Origin of the sequence: Telluribacter humicola (assembly GCF_017355935.1) — a bacterium.
Classification (GTDB): Bacteria; Bacteroidota; Bacteroidia; order Cytophagales; family Spirosomataceae; genus Telluribacter; species Telluribacter humicola.
Map to the genome: position 1 here is coordinate 814,030 of NZ_JAFIQT010000002.1, position 17,874 is coordinate 831,903.

At 50.4% G+C, this 17,874-nt stretch carries 15 protein-coding genes; 12 read left to right on the top strand and 3 right to left on the bottom strand.

Annotation, left to right across the window (positions count from 1 at the left end; all coding sequences use genetic code 11):
* Positions 1-101 precede the first annotated feature (101 nt).
* Complete coding sequence (locus JUB14_RS14485; RefSeq protein WP_207507009.1) at positions 102-305, bottom strand: hypothetical protein; 204 nt, start codon at positions 303-305, stop codon at positions 102-104.
* A gap of 236 nt (positions 306-541) precedes the next feature.
* On the opposite strand from JUB14_RS14485, the gene JUB14_RS14490 reads away from it, so the two are divergent.
* From JUB14_RS14490 to JUB14_RS14510, 5 genes are read left to right on the top strand one after another with little or no spacing between them, the layout of a single operon-like run.
* Positions 542-1,504, top strand: coding sequence for a hypothetical protein (locus tag JUB14_RS14490; RefSeq protein WP_207507010.1), 963 nt, complete (start codon positions 542-544; stop codon positions 1,502-1,504).
* A 13-nt stretch (positions 1,505-1,517) separates the two neighbouring features.
* Positions 1,518-1,985, top strand: a complete 468-nt coding sequence (locus tag JUB14_RS14495; RefSeq protein WP_207507011.1) for a hypothetical protein — start codon at positions 1,518-1,520, stop codon at positions 1,983-1,985.
* 43 nt (positions 1,986-2,028) lie between these two features.
* On the top strand, positions 2,029-2,316 hold the full coding sequence (locus JUB14_RS14500; RefSeq protein ID WP_207507012.1) for a hypothetical protein: 288 nt from the start codon (positions 2,029-2,031) through the stop codon (positions 2,314-2,316).
* Positions 2,313-2,810, top strand: coding sequence for a hypothetical protein (locus JUB14_RS14505; protein ID WP_207507013.1), 498 nt, complete (start codon positions 2,313-2,315; stop codon positions 2,808-2,810). The genes JUB14_RS14500 and JUB14_RS14505 overlap by 4 nt, the downstream gene beginning before the upstream one ends.
* 19 nt (positions 2,811-2,829) lie before the next feature.
* Positions 2,830-3,576: a hypothetical protein gene (locus tag JUB14_RS14510; protein ID WP_207507014.1), complete on the top strand. Its 747-nt coding sequence runs from the start codon at positions 2,830-2,832 to the stop codon at positions 3,574-3,576.
* Positions 3,577-3,659: 83 nt separating this feature from the next.
* Here JUB14_RS14510 and JUB14_RS14515 read toward each other — a convergent pair whose 3' ends face one another.
* On the bottom strand, positions 3,660-3,896 hold the full coding sequence (locus JUB14_RS14515) for a hypothetical protein (RefSeq protein ID WP_207507015.1): 237 nt from the start codon (positions 3,894-3,896) through the stop codon (positions 3,660-3,662).
* A complete protein-coding gene (locus JUB14_RS14520) occupies positions 3,896-4,435 on the bottom strand; it encodes a collagen-like triple helix repeat-containing protein (RefSeq protein WP_207507016.1) in 540 nt (179 codons plus the stop codon). Before JUB14_RS14520 ends, JUB14_RS14515 begins: the two co-directional genes overlap by 1 nt.
* Positions 4,436-4,670: 235 nt before the next feature.
* Here JUB14_RS14520 and JUB14_RS14525 point away from each other — a divergent pair, with 235 nt between their 5' ends.
* The 7 genes from JUB14_RS14525 to JUB14_RS14555 all read left to right on the top strand — a co-directional run bounded on the left by JUB14_RS14525 (position 4,671) and on the right by JUB14_RS14555 (position 17,748).
* On the top strand, positions 4,671-6,047 hold the full coding sequence (locus tag JUB14_RS14525) for an SNIPE associated domain-containing protein (protein WP_207507017.1): 1,377 nt from the start codon (positions 4,671-4,673) through the stop codon (positions 6,045-6,047).
* A 342-nt stretch (positions 6,048-6,389) separates the two neighbouring features.
* A complete protein-coding gene (locus JUB14_RS14530) occupies positions 6,390-11,084 on the top strand; it encodes a tape measure protein (protein ID WP_207507018.1) in 4,695 nt (1,564 codons plus the stop codon).
* A complete protein-coding gene (locus tag JUB14_RS14535) occupies positions 11,081-11,299 on the top strand; it encodes a hypothetical protein (protein ID WP_207507019.1) in 219 nt (72 codons plus the stop codon). The genes JUB14_RS14530 and JUB14_RS14535 overlap by 4 nt, the downstream gene beginning before the upstream one ends.
* Positions 11,296-12,969 carry a hypothetical protein gene (locus JUB14_RS14540; RefSeq protein ID WP_207507020.1) on the top strand — a complete coding sequence of 558 codons (1,674 nt, stop codon included), beginning with the start codon at positions 11,296-11,298 and terminating at the stop codon, positions 12,967-12,969. Before JUB14_RS14535 ends, JUB14_RS14540 begins: the two co-directional genes overlap by 4 nt.
* A complete protein-coding gene (locus tag JUB14_RS14545) occupies positions 12,966-15,350 on the top strand; it encodes a hypothetical protein (protein WP_207507021.1) in 2,385 nt (794 codons plus the stop codon). Before JUB14_RS14540 ends, JUB14_RS14545 begins: the two co-directional genes overlap by 4 nt.
* Positions 15,351-15,481: 131 nt before the next feature.
* Positions 15,482-17,371 carry a hypothetical protein gene (locus JUB14_RS14550; protein ID WP_207507022.1) on the top strand — a complete coding sequence of 630 codons (1,890 nt, stop codon included), beginning with the start codon at positions 15,482-15,484 and terminating at the stop codon, positions 17,369-17,371.
* Positions 17,371-17,748 (top strand): hypothetical protein, encoded by a 378-nt coding sequence (locus JUB14_RS14555; RefSeq protein ID WP_207507023.1) that lies wholly within the window; start codon positions 17,371-17,373, stop codon positions 17,746-17,748. Before JUB14_RS14550 ends, JUB14_RS14555 begins: the two co-directional genes overlap by 1 nt.
* The last annotated feature ends 126 nt before the right edge of the window (positions 17,749-17,874 follow it).

Sequence of the window (17,874 nt, forward strand, 5' to 3'; positions counted from 1 at the left end):
GAAATAGTTAAGTGTTTCAATTTTGGGAAAGAGTGTATCAGAGACGCCCGAAAGCGTATCAGAATAGGCAGAAAGTGTTTCAGAAATGGGAAAGTGTGCTATCAGATTAGTTCGCTCTCTTCTTCGGGATCAGGCTTCTTAAACAAGAGCTCCTTTTCAAAGACATCTTCAAACTTCTCCGATACGGCTATGCTCTTATACGGAGGGATGGGGTTGCCCTTCTCATTGAGCATGACGTACTCGATCTTCGTACAGGTCGCATTCGTCGGGACATCCATGTAAAAAAAGTGAGGTGGCTGCTTCACGTCCCAGTGGTGGACAAACTCGTAGACCGTACCCCCGATGTGGAGGAAGACCTTTACGCTGCGCCGGGTTTTGAAGGGATTGACCACCTTGGGTTTATCTGGCTCTAAGCGAAAGAAATACCGACGTGTGGGGGACGCGTCAATACGTTTTGTTATCTCGTGTTGTATGTTCATATATAATTACTAATTTGCCTTAACAAAATTAATATTATATCTAATCTATCATAATAAATACTATGAATCCTTTCAATAAACTGGTGGGATTTGCTCCCGTTGCCACCGGGCGGCTGTTGGTAAATGCGCTGCCGGGCATTAGTGAGGAATTAGGTAGTGCCCTGGTGCGTCGGGAAGATGTACAGGAACTGGATGATCCCGGGCAGGAAGGACTGGCAGGCGTATGGAATAGGATCAGTGGGTTAGCGTATGATATGCTCCTGTTGGAGCTGGAATGTATCCTTTCCGAAAAGGGAGCCTTCCGTCACGAACTGGTGTATACGAAGCCTTTGGCTCTGGGTCAAAATATATTGGAGGCCGGTAACGTATATGAGTACCGTATAGAAACCTCCGCCATGCGTTTTACCAGACTGAAGATAGATCAGGTCACCGTACGTACAGTAGAAGAAGGGGTGGTTACCCTTAAGCTGATTGATGTCACTCTTACTAAGTCATTATACGAAACTATCTTTGAGCACGTTGCAGATATAACCGACCTGCCCTTTCCTTGCGATATAACCAATGACCGTGGGCTGAATCTGCTCTTGCAGGTGAGTTCTACGGCCGGTCTAGTGGATTTTTCTGGAATAATTTCCCCTGAATCCCATACGTGTATAGCAGCTGCACTATGTATTCAGGACAATAACCTTGGTGATGCTGTATCCAATCCTTTCATGGACGCTTCTATAAAATTAGGTGGAGATCTTTCTGCCCTTGTTAAACGTAACGCGGAGCTACTGGCCCCTGCCTATCAGTATGCCTGTGGCTATCAGTTTATGCTGGAAAAGCTTTCGAGCCACAACTTCAATCTCTTTACCAATACGAACCTGATCGTTACCGAAGAGAATCGGGACAGCTATAAGAAACAGTTTAAGTCCTATTTGACCCGGGGCGCGGCGGTCATTGCCAAGCAGCTGGAAAACAGCTATACGCTGGAGGCTACGCCGGATGAAACGGGAGGCTGGTCGAAGGCTGGTCTTATTTAATCGCAGACGAAGCATGTTCAGAATTGAATCAGACCTCACCCAAATCGCGCTGGTATTCTCCCAGAAAGCCCAGCTGTTGGAAAATAGTTGGGGAGATCATCTCGTGGAGGCGGCCGGGGATGGCATTGCCGCCGTTACTCATCGCATCCAGCAAAAGGGAGAAAACACCAGTGGCAATCAGATGATCACCCAAAGCGCTAAGCGTAGCGGTGCTTACAGCCGGGCCTACGCCGCCTACCGATCCAGGCAGGGGCGCCAAATCGGTAAGGTAGACTTTACCATGGAAGGGGATCTGATGCGCAACTACCAGATCATCTACCGGGGCATGCGTGAAGTAGTGGTCGGTTTTATGGATGCGGATATGAATGAGATTGCCCTGTATCTGGAAGCCTACTTCGGGGCCGCCTGGTACCTGTCGGTGGAGGAACAGAAAGTCGTCATGGATTCCCTATCAATCAAAGTTTTCAATCATTTCAATTAATACCCTCACTCTATAAATTCATTTTTATCCCACCCTTGTTTCTATGCTTCAGTTAGTACGTTATGTTTCAGACCATGAGTCATTGGAAGTATCTACTTTTGTTATTGCTGACATGTTATTTCATGTAGATCCATCCGGTCAGATTTTCTGTCCCTTTTGTGATCGTACCGTAGCCGATTACGGTCTTTCGCCCGAGCAGTTCAGGCACATGATTGAGCTGGAAGGACTTAAAACCATGCTGGATTACTATCCCGATGCTTTTCTGTTTCTGGGACAGAACCGGTATATCTTCTGCGAATTAGTGAAATCCAAACAAGAAGTAGTCGTATGAAATTAAATCTTACCCAGGTAAGTGAGGGGCTAAAATCCTCACTTACTCCTCTCTGTCAGCAGCAGATTATTCACCACGGGCAGGTTCAGTCCGTCTACCACCAGGGGGATAAGCGCAACCGCCTGCAGACACTAACGGAACCTATCCAGATCGTAGGAATAGAAAGCAAAGCCGATACGCAGCTGGCGTGGCTCGCGGAATCCATGCAGCCTGTTACCAAAGCAAAAACCTATGGTACCGGGGGCAGGGATCAGTACACCGCTACCCTTACGTTGCTGGTACTGAGTCGGAAGTCAGAGACGCTGCAAGCGCTGCTCACCGCCCTGGCTGGCCCCTATGACGTGCAGGTGACGAACGTAGATTTGAATACCCTACGGGTAATACGGGAGGGGTGGCTGATGGAGGTAGGGCAGGAAAAGAACTATGACCCATCCCTGTATGCCTGGGCCGTACGGTGCCAGTTTGCCCAGGTGCAACTTATGTCGGTCTGTTAATCCAATCACCTACTATCTAATGAACGGAAACTTTAAGCAACTTTTAGAGGCAGGTGATATTGTGCCGGCCAAAACGCAGGATGGTAAACTCTTCGAACTGGAAGGGACGCAGTACTATGAATACAAGGATGGGGGAGTACCTACCCGTCCTCATCGCTTTCATGCCTTTGCCGAAACTAGTTTTGAGCACGAAGCCTGGCAGATGGACCGCGATAGCCTGATGATGTTCATGAATGTCTTTCAGGATTTTGTCATCGGTTCATTGGCTAATCTTAATAATCCCGACTGGTTTAAGCATAATGCACCCATCATGCTGAATACCGTGACTAATGTGCGGGACCGGATCGAGCATTATAACTCCACCATCGAGTTTGTCTATGATATGGCTTCGGTGCTCTACTTTCATGAGGACGAGGATCCATTTACGTACGACATTACCGAGGCCCGGAAAAAGAAAGACATGTGGCGACCATATCCGTACCTGTACACTTTTTTTTTGAGCATGGACTTAAACAGGCACGTGCCCTTGGGCAGGCTGTCGCAGCCCGATACCCTGACCTCTGCGGCCCAGTCACTACGATTAATGCTTTCGACATTACAGAATCTATCGTCGCGGTACGACTACACCGATACGACGAGCGATACAATGAGCTTTATCGAGTCGCAGACGGAAGTCCTGAAAGGATACGCTACTTCTCTAATCTACCTATTGAGGAATACTTCGATTACGTTGCCGCCTACCGAAGAGAGCATGAGCGAAAGATAGAAGAGGCCAGGAGGAGCCAGATAAAATAACAGAAAGCCGCTGTACATCGTGTACAGCGGCTTTACTATGTCTTTTATATTTCCCTATATGGTAGGTATGGTAAATCTTTCCTGTTTCGCTCGCTTGATTGAATCCTGTTGAATTTCCTCCCGGTACATTTCATCCAGACCGCGGTGGATCTGCTCTTCTTCGTCCCAGTAGTCTGAACTTTTGCGGCTTTGTCGATCTGTGCCAAACAGCCAGCCGAGTACTAGACTAAGCATAAACATGACCAGATAGAACCGCAGGATGGGCCAGGCGTCCGAGAGAAATTGTTTCATCAATCCGGTAAATTGAAATCTGCTTTCAAGTTGTTGTAGTCCTGATAACGTTCCACATTCAGGCGAGCGCCGGGAGATGCTTTAATCACCACTGCGCGGAAGGTAAAGGTGGTTCCACTTGGAATTGTTGTCTCGTTGTCTACGTAAAGGGTCAGGTCCGAGTATTCGTAATTCATATCTACCCTTAGAAAACTCTTGTTTACATCAAACGCGTAGCCGCTATAAGGAAGGAGTACTCTGAAATATTGGCTCTTTTGGAGATACACAAAAACCATTTCATCATTAGCTACCTCAGTTTTGAACCTGTGGCCTCCTAGGGCCTCTGTAACATCTAGCTGGAAGTCGTAATATTTTGCCGTAGTTCCATTTTGTCCATTCTGCCCGGCCGCTCCCGCTGGCCCTCTTGGCCCGGTAGCTCCGGTTTCTCCTTTTGGCCCCATTGGACCAGGTGCGCCGTCTTTTCCATCCTCCCCGGCAGGTCCCTTACAGGAAGAAACAATTAATACAATAGCTAAAAGAGGGTAAATAAATCTTTTCATAGAAATGATTAAAGTTAGTTTATAACTCTTCAAAGTACCCCCTTTGACTACTTCCTACAAAAAATTTTATCCAACGGTCTGGATGGCTGATTTTAAGATATTATTTGCTGTTGATCGGTCACTTATGGTACTAAAATCTATTGGGAATATTAGCCCTGGGTGCCGTTAAATAAATTTTTGGGGAGAAGCCAGGGGGAGGGTACTTTGTGGATTTATGTACCAATCCTCTTAAGTTATGCAACTAGGTTTACCAATTATTCTTACTGTTACCCTACTACTCGCAGCCTTATTCCTGGCCCTCTACTTTCTCTTCATTACGAATAAGAAGAAGGAAGAGCTTATAGCTAAGTATTCTAACATTATTTCAGTTAATGAAGAGGTTGCAAGACTCCAACAATCAGCCACCGAGATCAGGCAATCATGCGAGACTCTAAGTACCAAATACAAGCAAGCCTTGATAACATATAATGAGATTGAGGACTTAATTGCGATAAATAAGGAGACGACAGATCTTTATGATTACGGGCTCTATGAGCCACGGTTTGACTTTGAAACATCACAAGAATATAAGGACAGAATACTTGAGAATCACAAAAAACAAAAGATGGCAATCACCAGCGACACTGCTGCTGTATGTATTGGTCAATGGTCCATTAATGGTGATACATCAGAGGGTACTAAATTGGTTAACAAGTATAAAAAACTTATGATGTTTGCTTTCAATGGAGAGTGTGATAGCCTGATAGCAAAGGTAAAGTGGCATAACTTTGCTCAGACAGAGCTAAAAATTCAAAATGCGTTTTTTACAATCAACCGACTGGGCCGCGTTCAAAATACTAGTATACAGGACAGTTACTTAGAATTGAAATATGAAGAGTTAGCTCTGTACTATGAATATGAACGGAAGAAGTACGAAGAGAAGGAGGAACAGCGCAGGGTAAGGGAACAGATGCGGGAGGAGGAAAAGGCTAGGATGGAATATGAAAAAGCGAAGCGTGAGGCAGCGGAGGAGGAGAGGCGCTATCAAAAGGCCTTGGAAAAAGCGATGAGCGACTTAGGAAAGGCTGATCAGAAGGACCTAGATGAGCTTAATGAAAAAATTGCCCTATTAGAGCAAAACCTGAAAAATGCTCACGATAAAAAAGAACGAGCCATATCCATGGCACAGCTCACCAGAGCGGGGCATATCTATGTCATATCAAATATTGGCTCATTTGGAGAGGGGGTATACAAAATAGGTATGACGAGGCGACTTGAACCTATGGACCGGGTGCGGGAACTGGGAGATGCATCCGTACCCTTCCGTTTTGATGTTCACGCAATAATCTTCTCCGAAGATGCACCCCAGCTCGAATACAATATACACAAGGCTTTTGCCGGTCGGCGAGTTAACATGACTAATCATCGGCGGGAGTTCTTTAAAGTCGGATTGGATGAGATTGAAGAATACATCAAAACTAATTACAAGGACGATGTTGAGTTTATACCATTAGCAGAGGCAAAAGAGTATAGAGAAACGCTATCACTCATGAACAGGGTTACTGTTGAGAAGTCGTCAGATGAGCCAGTTTTTGCATTCCCAGAGGATTTATTTGACGAGGATTTAATTTAACTTCAAATTAGCTTACAGAAAAACGGCACTCTGATCTACCAGAGTGCCGTTTTTTTATTACTCCTCTAATTCCACCACAACAGGGTGTTATTATCAAAAGTAATAAAAGTTTTAATACGAATAAATAAAATTGCTAGCGCTTTTATTCAATTGCTAGTATTTGGATAGATATTGCTGCTGTATTTATCAACCCAGCCGTTGCATAGATCACACCACAGCTCCAACTAAATAGGTTTATATAAGAAAAACCGCTTCAAATGAGCGGTTTTTGCTGCAATAAACACCACAAGATAGAATCGGGTACGCGTCCATAAAATTAGTAATATATCTAATTATTACAAGGTGGATCAGCAAACCAGATTTAAGGTCTCCGTTGACTCGGAGCTCCCCGAACTTATACAGCAACTCAACCGGGTCTCTCAGGCTCAGGAAGCTCTTACCGCCAAGGTAGGGGAAGGAAATTCCAAGATTGATAACGCTTATCGAACTCAATCGCTGGCAATCCGGGATCTGACGGAATCCATCAATAAGCGCACTGTTGCAGAGACCCAGGCGCAGAAGGCACAGGAAAAGGCCTCCGCTGATCACGAACGAGCCCTAAAACAGATAGGAAGCCAGTACGGGTACCTATCCAATCAGGTAGCTTCCTTCAAAGCCTACATGCTGGGCGCCTTCGCGGTGGATCAGCTGATTAACTACGGCAAAAGGGTGCTGGAAGCCGCTGGGAATATGCAGCAGTTTCAAATCAGCCTGGAGGTGATGCTGCAAAGCAAGTCCAAGGCGGATAAGCTGATGGCGGAGGTCATTGAATTCACCAAAAAGACACCTTTTACACTTGAACAAACCCAGGAAGCTACCCAACGCCTGTTGGCCTACGGGGTGGCTTCTGATGAGGTAATCCGTACCCTGGGCGCACTGGGTAATATATCGGCCGCCGTAGGTACCGAAAAACTACCTCAATTGATTCTGGCCTTTGGTCAGGTTCGGGCAGCCGGTAAGCTCACCGGGGCTGAACTCCGGCAGTTTCAGGAAGCAGGGGTCAATATGCTCGAAGCCCTGTCTAACGTAACGGGCAAAAGCGTCTCCACTATTCAGAAAGATATATCCAAGGGTATTATAAGTTACACCGACGTACAGAAGGCACTTTTCTCGCTGGGTGAGGAAGGGGGGCGCTTTGCGGGGCTGATGGAGCGGCAATCTACCACCATCACCGGAAAACTGTCTAACCTATCAGATTCGGTCTACCAGTTCTTTGCCCGTCTGGGTACCAGCCGTACGGGCCTGATTGCCGGGACGACCGACGCGCTGCGGGAATTCTTCGACTGGCTGGGTAACAGCAGCCGAAATATGGAAATAGCTATCGGTGTAGTAAAAGCTGGTGTATCGGGCTGGATTGCCTATAAAACCATACTTGAAACGGTAGTTAAAACAAAAGCTCTGTTGGCACTCGAGGCCAAAGCCACAGCAGCCGGCATTGCGGCCAATACGGCCGCTACGGCAGCAGGTACCGTAGCCACAACCGGACTGTCAGGGGCGGTCAATTCGTTGTGGGTAGCTATGCGGGCCAATCCACTGGGCTTTGTCATTGGATTGCTATCCTCCCTCTACTCGGCCTATCAACTGGTAAATGTTGCCACCGCTTCTCATACCGAGGCCATCGGTCACGAGCAACTGGAACTGGAAGCCCAGCGGGCCAAGCTAGCCGAGCTGGTCAACGTGGCGACTTCCCACGAGGAGGGTACCAAGCGTCGTATTGATGCGATCAAGACCATGATCAGCGAATATCCGGAATACCTCAGCGGTATTGATGCAGAGAAGATCAGTAATGCACAACTGCGTGGTATTATTGATCAGCTGAATAATTCGCTAAATACCCGCATTGGGCTGGCCCGGGAAAACTACCGACTCAATAATCTACAGGAAGAACGTAATAAGCTGTTCCAGCAGGAGGCTGAATTGATGGACCGGCTGAAAGAAAAGGCTCCCGAACTCTACCAGAAAGTGGGGGGCGATGTCAATAAGCTGGCCGAGGCAATCCGGGGTATGAACTTGCAGCAGTTCCAGGCCCTATCGGGGGTAAGCAGTCTGGGCGAGGCGTGGGATGGGCTGACCAAGGGCAAGATCACCAACGTGGCGCTGGATCTGGATAAGCGCATGAAGGAGATTGATAAGGCCATGGCTACCTCCGCCATTAACACCAACAACCTTCGCGAGTCTGAGAAAATACAGGCGGTCAATGCCGAAAACGCCAAGCACGCCATCCTGCTGGAAACCCTGCAGAAAGGCTCGCAGGCGTACAACGCCGAAATGAGTCGGCATAAGGAGGCTCTGGTGGAACTGGAAGGCAAGACGGTCACGAAGATTGTAGATCTGGGCAATACCCAGACCGAAGCCCAGAAGCGGGAGGAGGAGAAGCGAAAGAATGCTACGACCAAGATGCTGGATGAGACGGAGCAGATCCACATGGAGCACATGAAGATCCTGTCCAATGGGCGTCTCAATCAGGTGGAGTGGGATATTGAGCAGGAGCGGGCTAAGAAATTGGCGGCCATTGAGAAATCCGTAGCGGATGAGAAAGTAAAAGAGGAAGCTATCCAGGCGGTCAATGACCTCTATGATGCCAAACGGGAGCAGGCACAGCAGCAGGCCAATGAAAAACTATCCGCCCTGATCGATGATCAGCACCATAAGTTGCTCAAATCAAGAGAAAAGTTAACAGAAGATATTCATAAGGAACTGGATAAGGAAACCGAGGCTCATCGGGAGGAGCTCCATAAGCGTCTTGAGCTGATGGATAAGCTGAAGGCTGAGTATGTGCAACTCCATCGGGATTTACTGGCCGCTCAGCAGGACTACCAGACCCAGCGGCTGGCCAACGTGGCGCAGTTCACCGGACAGGAGCAGGTGATCATGAGCGTCCACTTCGACCAGTTGGCCCAGCAGGAACTGGAGAAAGCCAAAGGTCGGGAGGCCCGGGCCAATGCCGAGTATATGATGAATCTGGCCCGCTACGGTGAGAACAATCCGCTCACCCAGCAGGCTATGAACAACCTGGAAGCCGCCAAGACCGCGACCACCCAGGCGGCTACGCAGGCAGCGGCCTCTACGGCGAGTATGGTCATGGCCATTGCCCAGGGCATGGTGCAGATCGGGCAGCAGATCGTGGATGTCATGAGCAGGATCCGGCAGACGTTCATCGATACGGGGGAGATGGCTATGGAGTCCATCGATAAAATTACGGATGTCATCGATGGGTTGGTAGATGCCAACCAGGGCGCCATGCAGGAGATGCTCAACGATACCACCATGAGCTATCAGGAGCGGGAGGCGGCGGTCAAGCATTACCTGGCTAACGAAGAGGAACTACTGAAACAGAAGTCGGCCATGCTGGCTACCAGGCAGCAGATCCAGGACGTGAATGAGCAGATGCAGCTCACTATGCAGGAGTCCCAGTTGGCTATGAAGGCACTGGGGCAGCTTGTCAGTGGGGATGTAGTGGGGGCTATTGGTACCGCCATCGAGCAGGTTAATCTTATGTTCTATAAGCAGGCCCAGGAACGCCTGCAGCAGGAGCGGTCCATGCTGTTGGAAAAGCAACGTTCGCTGGAAGCCGAGATGCAGATGATCCAGAGCAAGATGATTGCTGAGGATGCCCTGCATAAGGCTAACATGGATCGCATCAACGCCGAAGAGGAAAAGGTACGAGATACTATCAATAAGCAGATAGCTCTTAATCAGGCCCGGCACGATAAGGCGGTTGAACTGATCAATGAAGAACTCGCTGCTTTTAAGAAAGCCGAAGAGGAAAAGCTGAGAGTCTACAATCAGTCCATTGAAGATAAAAAACTCCGGGCTCAGGAGGATCATAATTTCCGGGGACAGCTCTTGACTGAAGGGGAGGCTAGGGAGATACGTCTGCTGAACGAAGCCCGTGACCGGGAAGTGGCGGCCGCCATTGCCAGCGGTGCTACCCAGCAGGAGTTGGCCGATATTCATAATGCCTTTGAGCAGTTAAAGGCCAATGTTCACGAGAAGTACCAGAATGCCAAGGGTAACAAGGAAGCAGAGACTACCCTGGCTATTGAAGCCTTGAATAATCGGCAGAAGGACCACCACGATCAGGTAAAAAGTGAGATGGAGGCCAGGGAGGAGGCGGCAAACAATCGGATACAGCAACTGGCCGATACGCTGGAGTCCTATATCCGAAGACAGCAGAAGGCGATTGAAAAAGCGGAACGGGAGGCCGTGCAGGCCCGTACGGATGAGAACCGCCGCCATGCCGAAATCGTCAACGGGTTGAACGGTGCCATGTTTAACGCTCAGAAGCACCTGGCTATGATTGAAATCGACATGGAGATCGTCAAGCTCAAAGCAGCCAAGCACCGTCTGTTCTCCAACAAACGAGCCCTGAATGATGCCATTAGTGAACTGCACGCCCTGAAAGGCAATCTGGATGCGTCACACTACCACGGTCCTGACTTTAATGAAGGTAACCCGCCTGTTATACCTGATCGTAGCGGACAGAGTAACCAGGACGGAGGTAGCGGGCGCGGTAACGGCGACGGTGCTGATCAGGTCAACAATGGCGGGGGGCGCAGCAACCGATACCACGGTACGGAGTATTTGAAACGAGAAGCAGGTCAGCCCAGTGGACGGGATACCATTCCGGTGAATATGAACGAAGGGGAGGCCATTATTCCCACCTACCAGAACATGCGCCTCCGTCGTCTGAGGATGCCACCAACCACCCGTCAGCTGGTGGATGGCTACATCAAGTACGATGAGCTGAAAGAGAAATTTCCCCAGCTCTTTGACCTGGCCATGCCTCAGCTATCCATGAAGCTGAATAATGTACAGGACCTGCCTTCGCTGGATTTTGCCTATGATCCGGCCCTGCTGAGCGAAGTACGTAAGTTGAACACTACTCTGGAAAATAAGCCGGGGGTGATTGTCAACGCTACCAAAACTGGTCTGAGCATTACCGAACGTCGCGCTAACTCACTCAATCACATATATACTAATCGCTACAAAAGATGACCCAAACTGCCTCTGTCTTCGATCCCCAAAAATTGCCCGTGATGCTCACCGTCGAGGAAACCGAAGGGCTCCGCACGCTCCTGTACTTAATTGAAACCTGTACCAGTTCGGAAGAGCAAACCCGACTGATACAAACAAATCGGGTATGGCGCGATAAGCTAAAAGCCAAAGCGCTCGAAAGCAAACGTTTCTTTAAAACCCCAATGGCTTCATGAAGATCTATCTGAACAAAACGGTTATTGAAGAGCCGTTGAACTGGGAGAATCTCCGGTTGCTTAAAAAGAGGGACGCAGGGTGGGGGGGCATCGTGGAGAATACCAGCGGGGTGCTGGAAGAGGACGGTCTGCTCTTTCGGGACCCGCTGGCGGTGGGCATCATCCGTACGAGATGGGAGCAGGAGCGGCACGCGGCCAGGATCATCCTGGGCATTGAAGAAGGAGGCTCCACCTGGGAGAGCGCCCTGGACTGGAATACCATGCAGATCCGGGAGGAGGGTATCAGCATTGGGCTGGTAGATCGTTCCGCCCGTAAGGTCATCACCGCGGCTCAGACGGTTTCGGAATGGGAAGCGACGGAAACGTATACACTACACGGTTTGCCGCTTGGGGGAGCTATCACGGCTACAGTACCCGCTGAGAAAACACTGGTATCCGGTCATACGCCCAGTCATGCGGTTCCGGTCAAAGCGACCAGCAAAGAAGGTTTGGGGCTGTACCTGGAAGCCGATGGCACGCTGCCCTTCTGGCGCAATAATACGGACTACGATCTGACCATCCGGCTGGAGATGCTCCTACCCGTGTCGGTCGTCATACGCAATTCCAATTCCTATGTGGTATATGTGCGGATTTACGATCAGGCGGATAAGGTGGTAGATCAGCTGCTGGTGGGTACCTATACCGCAGGGGCGGTGCAATGGCTCTTTGCTTCCGACCTTCTGATCAGCAAGGGCTATGCGGTAGGGATATGGGTGCAGTGCAATCAGGAGGTTTACACCTTTACCTATTCCACCGAAAACGGCATCAGCCTCACCGAGGTACCTGATGAGGTAACGGCCGTTCGTTGTCTGAGGCTGGATACCCTGCTGAACCGCTGGGCTACCGCCAATGGGCTTACCCTGACGGGTGGCTCCCTATTGTCTGACCTCTACCTGACCAGCGGGGCACTGCTGCGGGGCGTGGACCGTATGATGAAGGTGAATATGGACCTGCTGTTTGCGGATATCCGCAAGCTGCTGAACCTGAAGATTGGCCATTCGGATCTGACTCTTACGGTCAAAGCAGCAGCTACCGGAAAACAGTACATCCGGCACGTGGAGAAAATGGCCTTAGATCCTCTTCCGCTAATGTATTCATCCATCGTGTACGGTTTTCAGACGTGGCAGTCCAAAACTGTACAGGGGAATGGGGAGCCTAATGGACGCTTTACCTACGGTACCGGCTTTGATACTCTGAGCGAGCTGGACCTGTCGCTGTCGTACCTGGTGGGAAGTCAGTACCTGATCGAGAAGCTTCGCCGCATGCGTTACAGCCAGGTAGGAGAGAAGGAGGATGCCGACTTTGACGACCGGCTGTTTCTGCTCACTTCCCACGATCTGGTTTCCGTGCAGCAGCAGGCGTGGGCCTCCGACTTATATTATAACTATCCGCTGCGGCTTCTCAGTCAGGACGGGCAGACGTCAGGTTCTACCCTTTCCAGCTTTCAGAGCCGCTACACTCCGTACGTGGCTTCGATTGAAACGCAACTAAGCCTGAGTGACTACCATGCGATCGGGGATCAGATCGAGTGGACCTCTGATGGCACTTCCTACCACATGGAGGTGGATGAGGCTACATATAGCATTGAAGACGGCGTGGCCGTCGTGACCGGAAAACTTTTACAACCATGAATCAGTATTCTAACTTCCTCCGCTTTGTTCCGCTTACGGGTACCCCTCGTTCGCTGGATGCACCCACTTCATTGAGCTGTCTGCCGGCACGCCCGGGTGACCACTTCCGGCTCTTGATTCCCCGCACCGATTTGGCGGGCCTGCTCCCGGAACTGTGTAAGGTCGTGCTGATCCGGGAGAACAAAGGGGAGCCGGGCTATGAGATACTGGAAGATATAGGCACCATCCGCCCTCAGCAAAGTGAGCTGTACACCTTTTTACGGTTACTGGTCAATGATCTGCCTACGGCCGACAGCTACCGGCAGTTTGCACTACTGCGGGAGAACGGTAAGCAGGTCATTGGCACCTTTCGCGGTCAGCAGACGGAGCTTTCAAAGTACATGCAGGCGTTAAAGGAATTCTTCGAAGGCTACCCTTATGCCCCGGTGCTGGGCGAGGTAAACGGCAATGTGCTTTCCCTCCGGATATTCCGTACCGGACGGTTCCGGCTGACCGATGAGCCCCTGCGGGTGGGACTGGGTACGGTGTTGGAGAGCAATGAGAACAGTCCTTCCTTACTGGCCAGACCCTTGAACACCATTAATCAGGCCGCCCAGACCAGGTATAAAATTCGCGTGGGAAAAGATGTACAGCCGGGAAATATATTCAAGCTGAACGGCCAGAGCTACACGGCGGTAGTAGGAGATACTTCTGAATCCATTCTGCAGGTACTGAATGGGGGACTTGATACCCTGACCATCGAAAGCGGAACGCTGGGAGAAACCCAGGCACTGGCCGGAGAGCGTACGTTTCAGAATACCACCAAGCCTACGGTCGTAGCCCAGTGGATCAGCAATAACGGTACCTATGATTACTGGAAAGTCAAGGTCCAGGGAGACTGGCAGTCGGGTAACTCCATCCAGATTACCGCCGAAGGAAGAACATCCCTTACCCGTACGGTAGCGGATAGCGATACCGTGACCACGCTGGAAGCGGCGTTGAATCCTAATTCGGGTCAGTACCGGACCAACTCGGGAGTGGTACCCGTGATCACCGTGTTAGCGGGCACCCAGAAGGTACCCAATACGAACTATCCAACGCTCACGGCCCTGTCCGAGGCTGAGATTCCGCCTCAGCTCATGCGCCGATGGCAGATCAGTGTCTCCCCCGATGTACTGCCCGGAAACATCTATACCCTGGAAGAAGAGAGCTATACCGCCCAGCTGGGAGATGATGCCGCCAGTGTAGCCCAGGCATTGGGACTTACCGGGGCGTACAGTGTTATCACCCGGCCCGATGGGCAACCGGTTACGGCCTACGCAAAACGCGGAGACCGGTATAATGCCTCTCACATTGCCGATGTACAGATTCTGGAAGGCCCCCTGATGCGCAGGAGCCGACAGGTCGTACTGGAGGTCACCCTACCGGAAGACTATACGGGAAGCTATCAATTAGGGCTGGTAGACCTTCGGGACAATGCATTGAAAGCCGTGAGTAATTACCTCAATGTCGGCTCCCACGAGCAGGATTGCCTGGTGGAGGTACTGGCGCCCAATGAGGTGTTTGGCTATGAGTACCACGAACCGGGACTTTCGCAACGCCTCCGGCTTCCCGTATCTCTGGGTACGGTTCAGCCTTTCCTTGAGTCGGTCACGCAGCGGGGACTGGATGGCTACCAGCGCAAGCGGGCGGTGAACATCACTAAGACGGTGGAGCTGGTGAGTGATCCTATATCCGAGGCTTTCTGTGATACGCTGACTGCCTGGCTGCAGCACGAAGAGGTAGTAATAGATGGCGTAGAATACAGCATGCGCGATGGCATGGATACGACCATCCTGTCCGCGGCCAGTAAGCGTTTGCAGTTTAGTGCCAGACTCACGGTGTCGGGACAGATCCGGCATAACCGGGGGCGGTACCTCAGTGGGGTACAACTGGGTTTTGGACGGTTGGAATGGCTGCCTCCTACGCATGGCGTACAGCTGTATTTACTTAGACCAGATGGGGCAATCCTTCCGGTGGTTCGTGAAATGTCGCTCAGGGCGGGAGAATACCAGCTGGAGGTCATTGGGGCCGCGGATGTCTCGGTGGTGGAGGTATTTGTGAATGGGGAGTCCTCCGCCTGTTTCAGGGCACCTAAACAGGTACGCAGTCGTCCGTCTACGCTGATCCGGATCGAGCCACACGGCCTGACATCTCTGCGTCTGGTACCGGCTCAGGAAGAGTATGTAGAGGAAACCTGTCTGGTACAGATCCAGCCCGAGGCAGTAGCGTACAGTTGTGAGATTGTACGAAAAGACGTGGTAGGAGAGTTTTCGGACGATTGGGGTGAAGATTTCGCCATTAAGGATGAGAAGTATAGAAGTGAGTTCAGTGACGATTGGAGCGAAGATTTTGCCATCTAACAAAGTCCTTGTAACGCTCTGATATTCTGAGCCTTGCAAGGGTTTTGAAAAATAGTGGCTACTATCCTATTGACTAGCTGAAGTACGGAAGAATACTTTTACCAAAACCCGTATCCTTTCTTCTGTCTGTTATGGCTGCCCCCCAGATTAATGATGCAACGATCAAGCAGGATATCGAGTCCGAGCTACCCGATAACATCCTCAGGAGTATAAAAGCATATACCGCCAGAGGGATTCTCTTCAAGGTGGTAGACTGGATTGAGGCAGCCCTAACCCAAACTAATTCTTATGCTGAGGGGCTGATGGCGGAGTACCCTAACCGCTTTTCGACGTTGGCGACTATCCTGTTTATCGACGGTACGAGTGGCAATGATTCCGGAACCGGTAGCAGTGGTAACCCGATCAGGACACTGAACCGGGCGGCACAGATTGTCAACGGCAAGTTTAGCCAGGTGGAGCTTCGTATCACCGGTACCGTGGAGGTAAGTTTAGCCAACGGGGGGGATGTCACTTTCTACGTACCTACCCTGAGTATCTACATACTTGCTGGTGTCACCAATAAACTCTACTTCCGGAAGCGGACCCTGTCGGATGACGGAGCCGTGAACGTGGGGGAGGGACAATACAGGCTTGTTCATCACGGCTACTCGTTGAATGTTCGGGTGGATGGCGTGCTGGAAACCGAAAACGCGACGGGCAGTACCGGTGCGGGTGATCAGTTCTACTACCGAAATAACGTGGGTGCGATCAATCTGGCCAATCCGGTGGGAGCCTCTAATACAGGCAATAATATTACCATCTGGACGCCGGAACGCTCACAGGTTTCCCTATTACTGGGTAATGGAGGATCAGTGGTCGTGGGCAACAATACCACGCTTTTTGTTCCCGGCACCAATGGTACCAACTGGTACGGTTCCAAGGAATATCGCTATCGCCGTAGTGTACTCTCAGGCACCCTTACCCTGGGGACGGGTTCCTATGAGCAGCAGGGCATGATCGATGGCCCCGAAAATGCGGTGAATGCTACGATATACGTCAACGGCGTGGGCGGCAATGACGGCTGGTCAGGCTTTGAACTGGCCCGGCCGTTAAAAACCATGCGGCAGGTAGGGGAGACCGTTCGACGTAATCCTCAGCTGAGGAATATCCGGATCCAGCTGATGGGGAACACCGAAGTTACAGAGGATGTGGATTTGTCCAACGTGGATGATGTAGAGATCCTGCTGAATGGATTCCAGCTTTACCACCGGAGAAAAACGGTCAACGGGAAGGAAGGCACGTTTGCCTTGACTGGTATGCGGAATGTATTCCTGAACGGTACCGGGGCGGGTTCGGAGGTCAGAACCGAGGCCCTTTCGGCTCCTCCTACGGACGCTGATTTTACAACTTCCGCTGACTTCATGAATAACCAGTGTGCCTATCGTCTGGGTAGTTCGCAGTACGGAGGGTACCTGACTGGAAGGCTTGTGAATGGCGCCCGGGTGAATCTGGGGAACTATACAACGTTGGTAGGTCATCATCAGGGGATCAGTATCCTGAATAACGGGGTGGAGTACCTGGAAAGCACCCCTGCCATTGCTTCCTTGATTACCCTGGGGACAAAGGCCTTCCTGGGAAGAAGGCTCAAACACATGGTATTTTACCGCTCGGTGATGGCGCAAAATGAGGTATGGAATGAGATTGTGGGGGGTGATGATCACGCGCTGCTGTCGGGCTACTATGTATTAAGCTGCTACGCCAAAACGCAAGGCTACGGAGGAACCATGCAGGGAGCTGTCTGGACGTGCCGTTTTCCCTGGTTTGCGGGGCTGGTTAACCAGCTGGCCGATTACAGTAAAAACATGGAAAGCATGTCCAATAATACCGATGGCAAAAGCCTTACGGTACGCACCTGGCAGGGGACTGGTAGTGCCTATAATCAGTCACTGGACTTTAAACTAACCGGTGAGTCACTGACCAGTGCCTGCCCTTTCCGCTTTGAGGTGCGCCGTTTATCCTATGATTCGAATCAAACTATTTAATGACACAGATTACTGATTTAATCAAGACACAGCCGCAATTGATCCATTCGCTCTTTCCGCATTTGACCGAAGAGCAGAAAGCCGAACTTCCCCTGACGCGGGATGTGAATATTCGGGCGGTGATGCAAATAGATCGGGGGTGGGTGCAGGGGGGGATGAGTATTCAGGAGTTTACGCGATTAAGACCCGAGGGAGGTGTGCCGGTAGAAGTAGTTAGTCAAATTAAGCAGGATGTCAATATTCCCGATGCCATAGTGTTTGATATGCTCATGTACGCCCTTAATAAATTTCCGGAGATCGGTGAGCAGATAGTGGCTATACTGGGCTTTATGCCCGCCGTAGTGCCTCCAGATAGCTTACAAAATGATTTAGAATAATCGAAATATATGCAAAGGCAAAAGTTTAATAAAACGAACTCACTATTAAGTAAAGGTGGAATCTGGTTAATATCGTTGCTGGTGCCTTTTCTGACAGTAACTACGACTGATTGGACAGATTCTCAA

What these genes read in the sequence shown, in the direction of transcription:
- JUB14_RS14490 (WP_207507010.1), top strand. Translation starts at nt 542, where the DNA reads ATGAATCCTTTCAATAAACTGGTGGGATTTGCTCCCGTTGCCACCGGG.
- JUB14_RS14495 (WP_207507011.1), top strand. Translation starts at nt 1,518, where the DNA reads ATGTTCAGAATTGAATCAGACCTCACCCAAATCGCGCTGGTATTCTCC.
- JUB14_RS14500 (WP_207507012.1), top strand. Translation starts at nt 2,029, where the DNA reads ATGCTTCAGTTAGTACGTTATGTTTCAGACCATGAGTCATTGGAAGTA.
- JUB14_RS14505 (WP_207507013.1), top strand. Translation starts at nt 2,313, where the DNA reads ATGAAATTAAATCTTACCCAGGTAAGTGAGGGGCTAAAATCCTCACTT.
- JUB14_RS14510 (WP_207507014.1), top strand. Translation starts at nt 2,830, where the DNA reads ATGAACGGAAACTTTAAGCAACTTTTAGAGGCAGGTGATATTGTGCCG.
- JUB14_RS14515 (WP_207507015.1), bottom strand. Translation starts at nt 3,896, where the DNA reads ATGAAACAATTTCTCTCGGACGCCTGGCCCATCCTGCGGTTCTATCTG.
- JUB14_RS14520 (WP_207507016.1), bottom strand. Translation starts at nt 4,435, where the DNA reads ATGAAAAGATTTATTTACCCTCTTTTAGCTATTGTATTAATTGTTTCT.
- JUB14_RS14525 (WP_207507017.1), top strand. Translation starts at nt 4,671, where the DNA reads ATGCAACTAGGTTTACCAATTATTCTTACTGTTACCCTACTACTCGCA.
- JUB14_RS14535 (WP_207507019.1), top strand. Translation starts at nt 11,081, where the DNA reads ATGACCCAAACTGCCTCTGTCTTCGATCCCCAAAAATTGCCCGTGATG.
- JUB14_RS14540 (WP_207507020.1), top strand. Translation starts at nt 11,296, where the DNA reads ATGAAGATCTATCTGAACAAAACGGTTATTGAAGAGCCGTTGAACTGG.
- JUB14_RS14545 (WP_207507021.1), top strand. Translation starts at nt 12,966, where the DNA reads ATGAATCAGTATTCTAACTTCCTCCGCTTTGTTCCGCTTACGGGTACC.
- JUB14_RS14550 (WP_207507022.1), top strand. Translation starts at nt 15,482, where the DNA reads ATGGCTGCCCCCCAGATTAATGATGCAACGATCAAGCAGGATATCGAG.
- JUB14_RS14555 (WP_207507023.1), top strand. Translation starts at nt 17,371, where the DNA reads ATGACACAGATTACTGATTTAATCAAGACACAGCCGCAATTGATCCAT.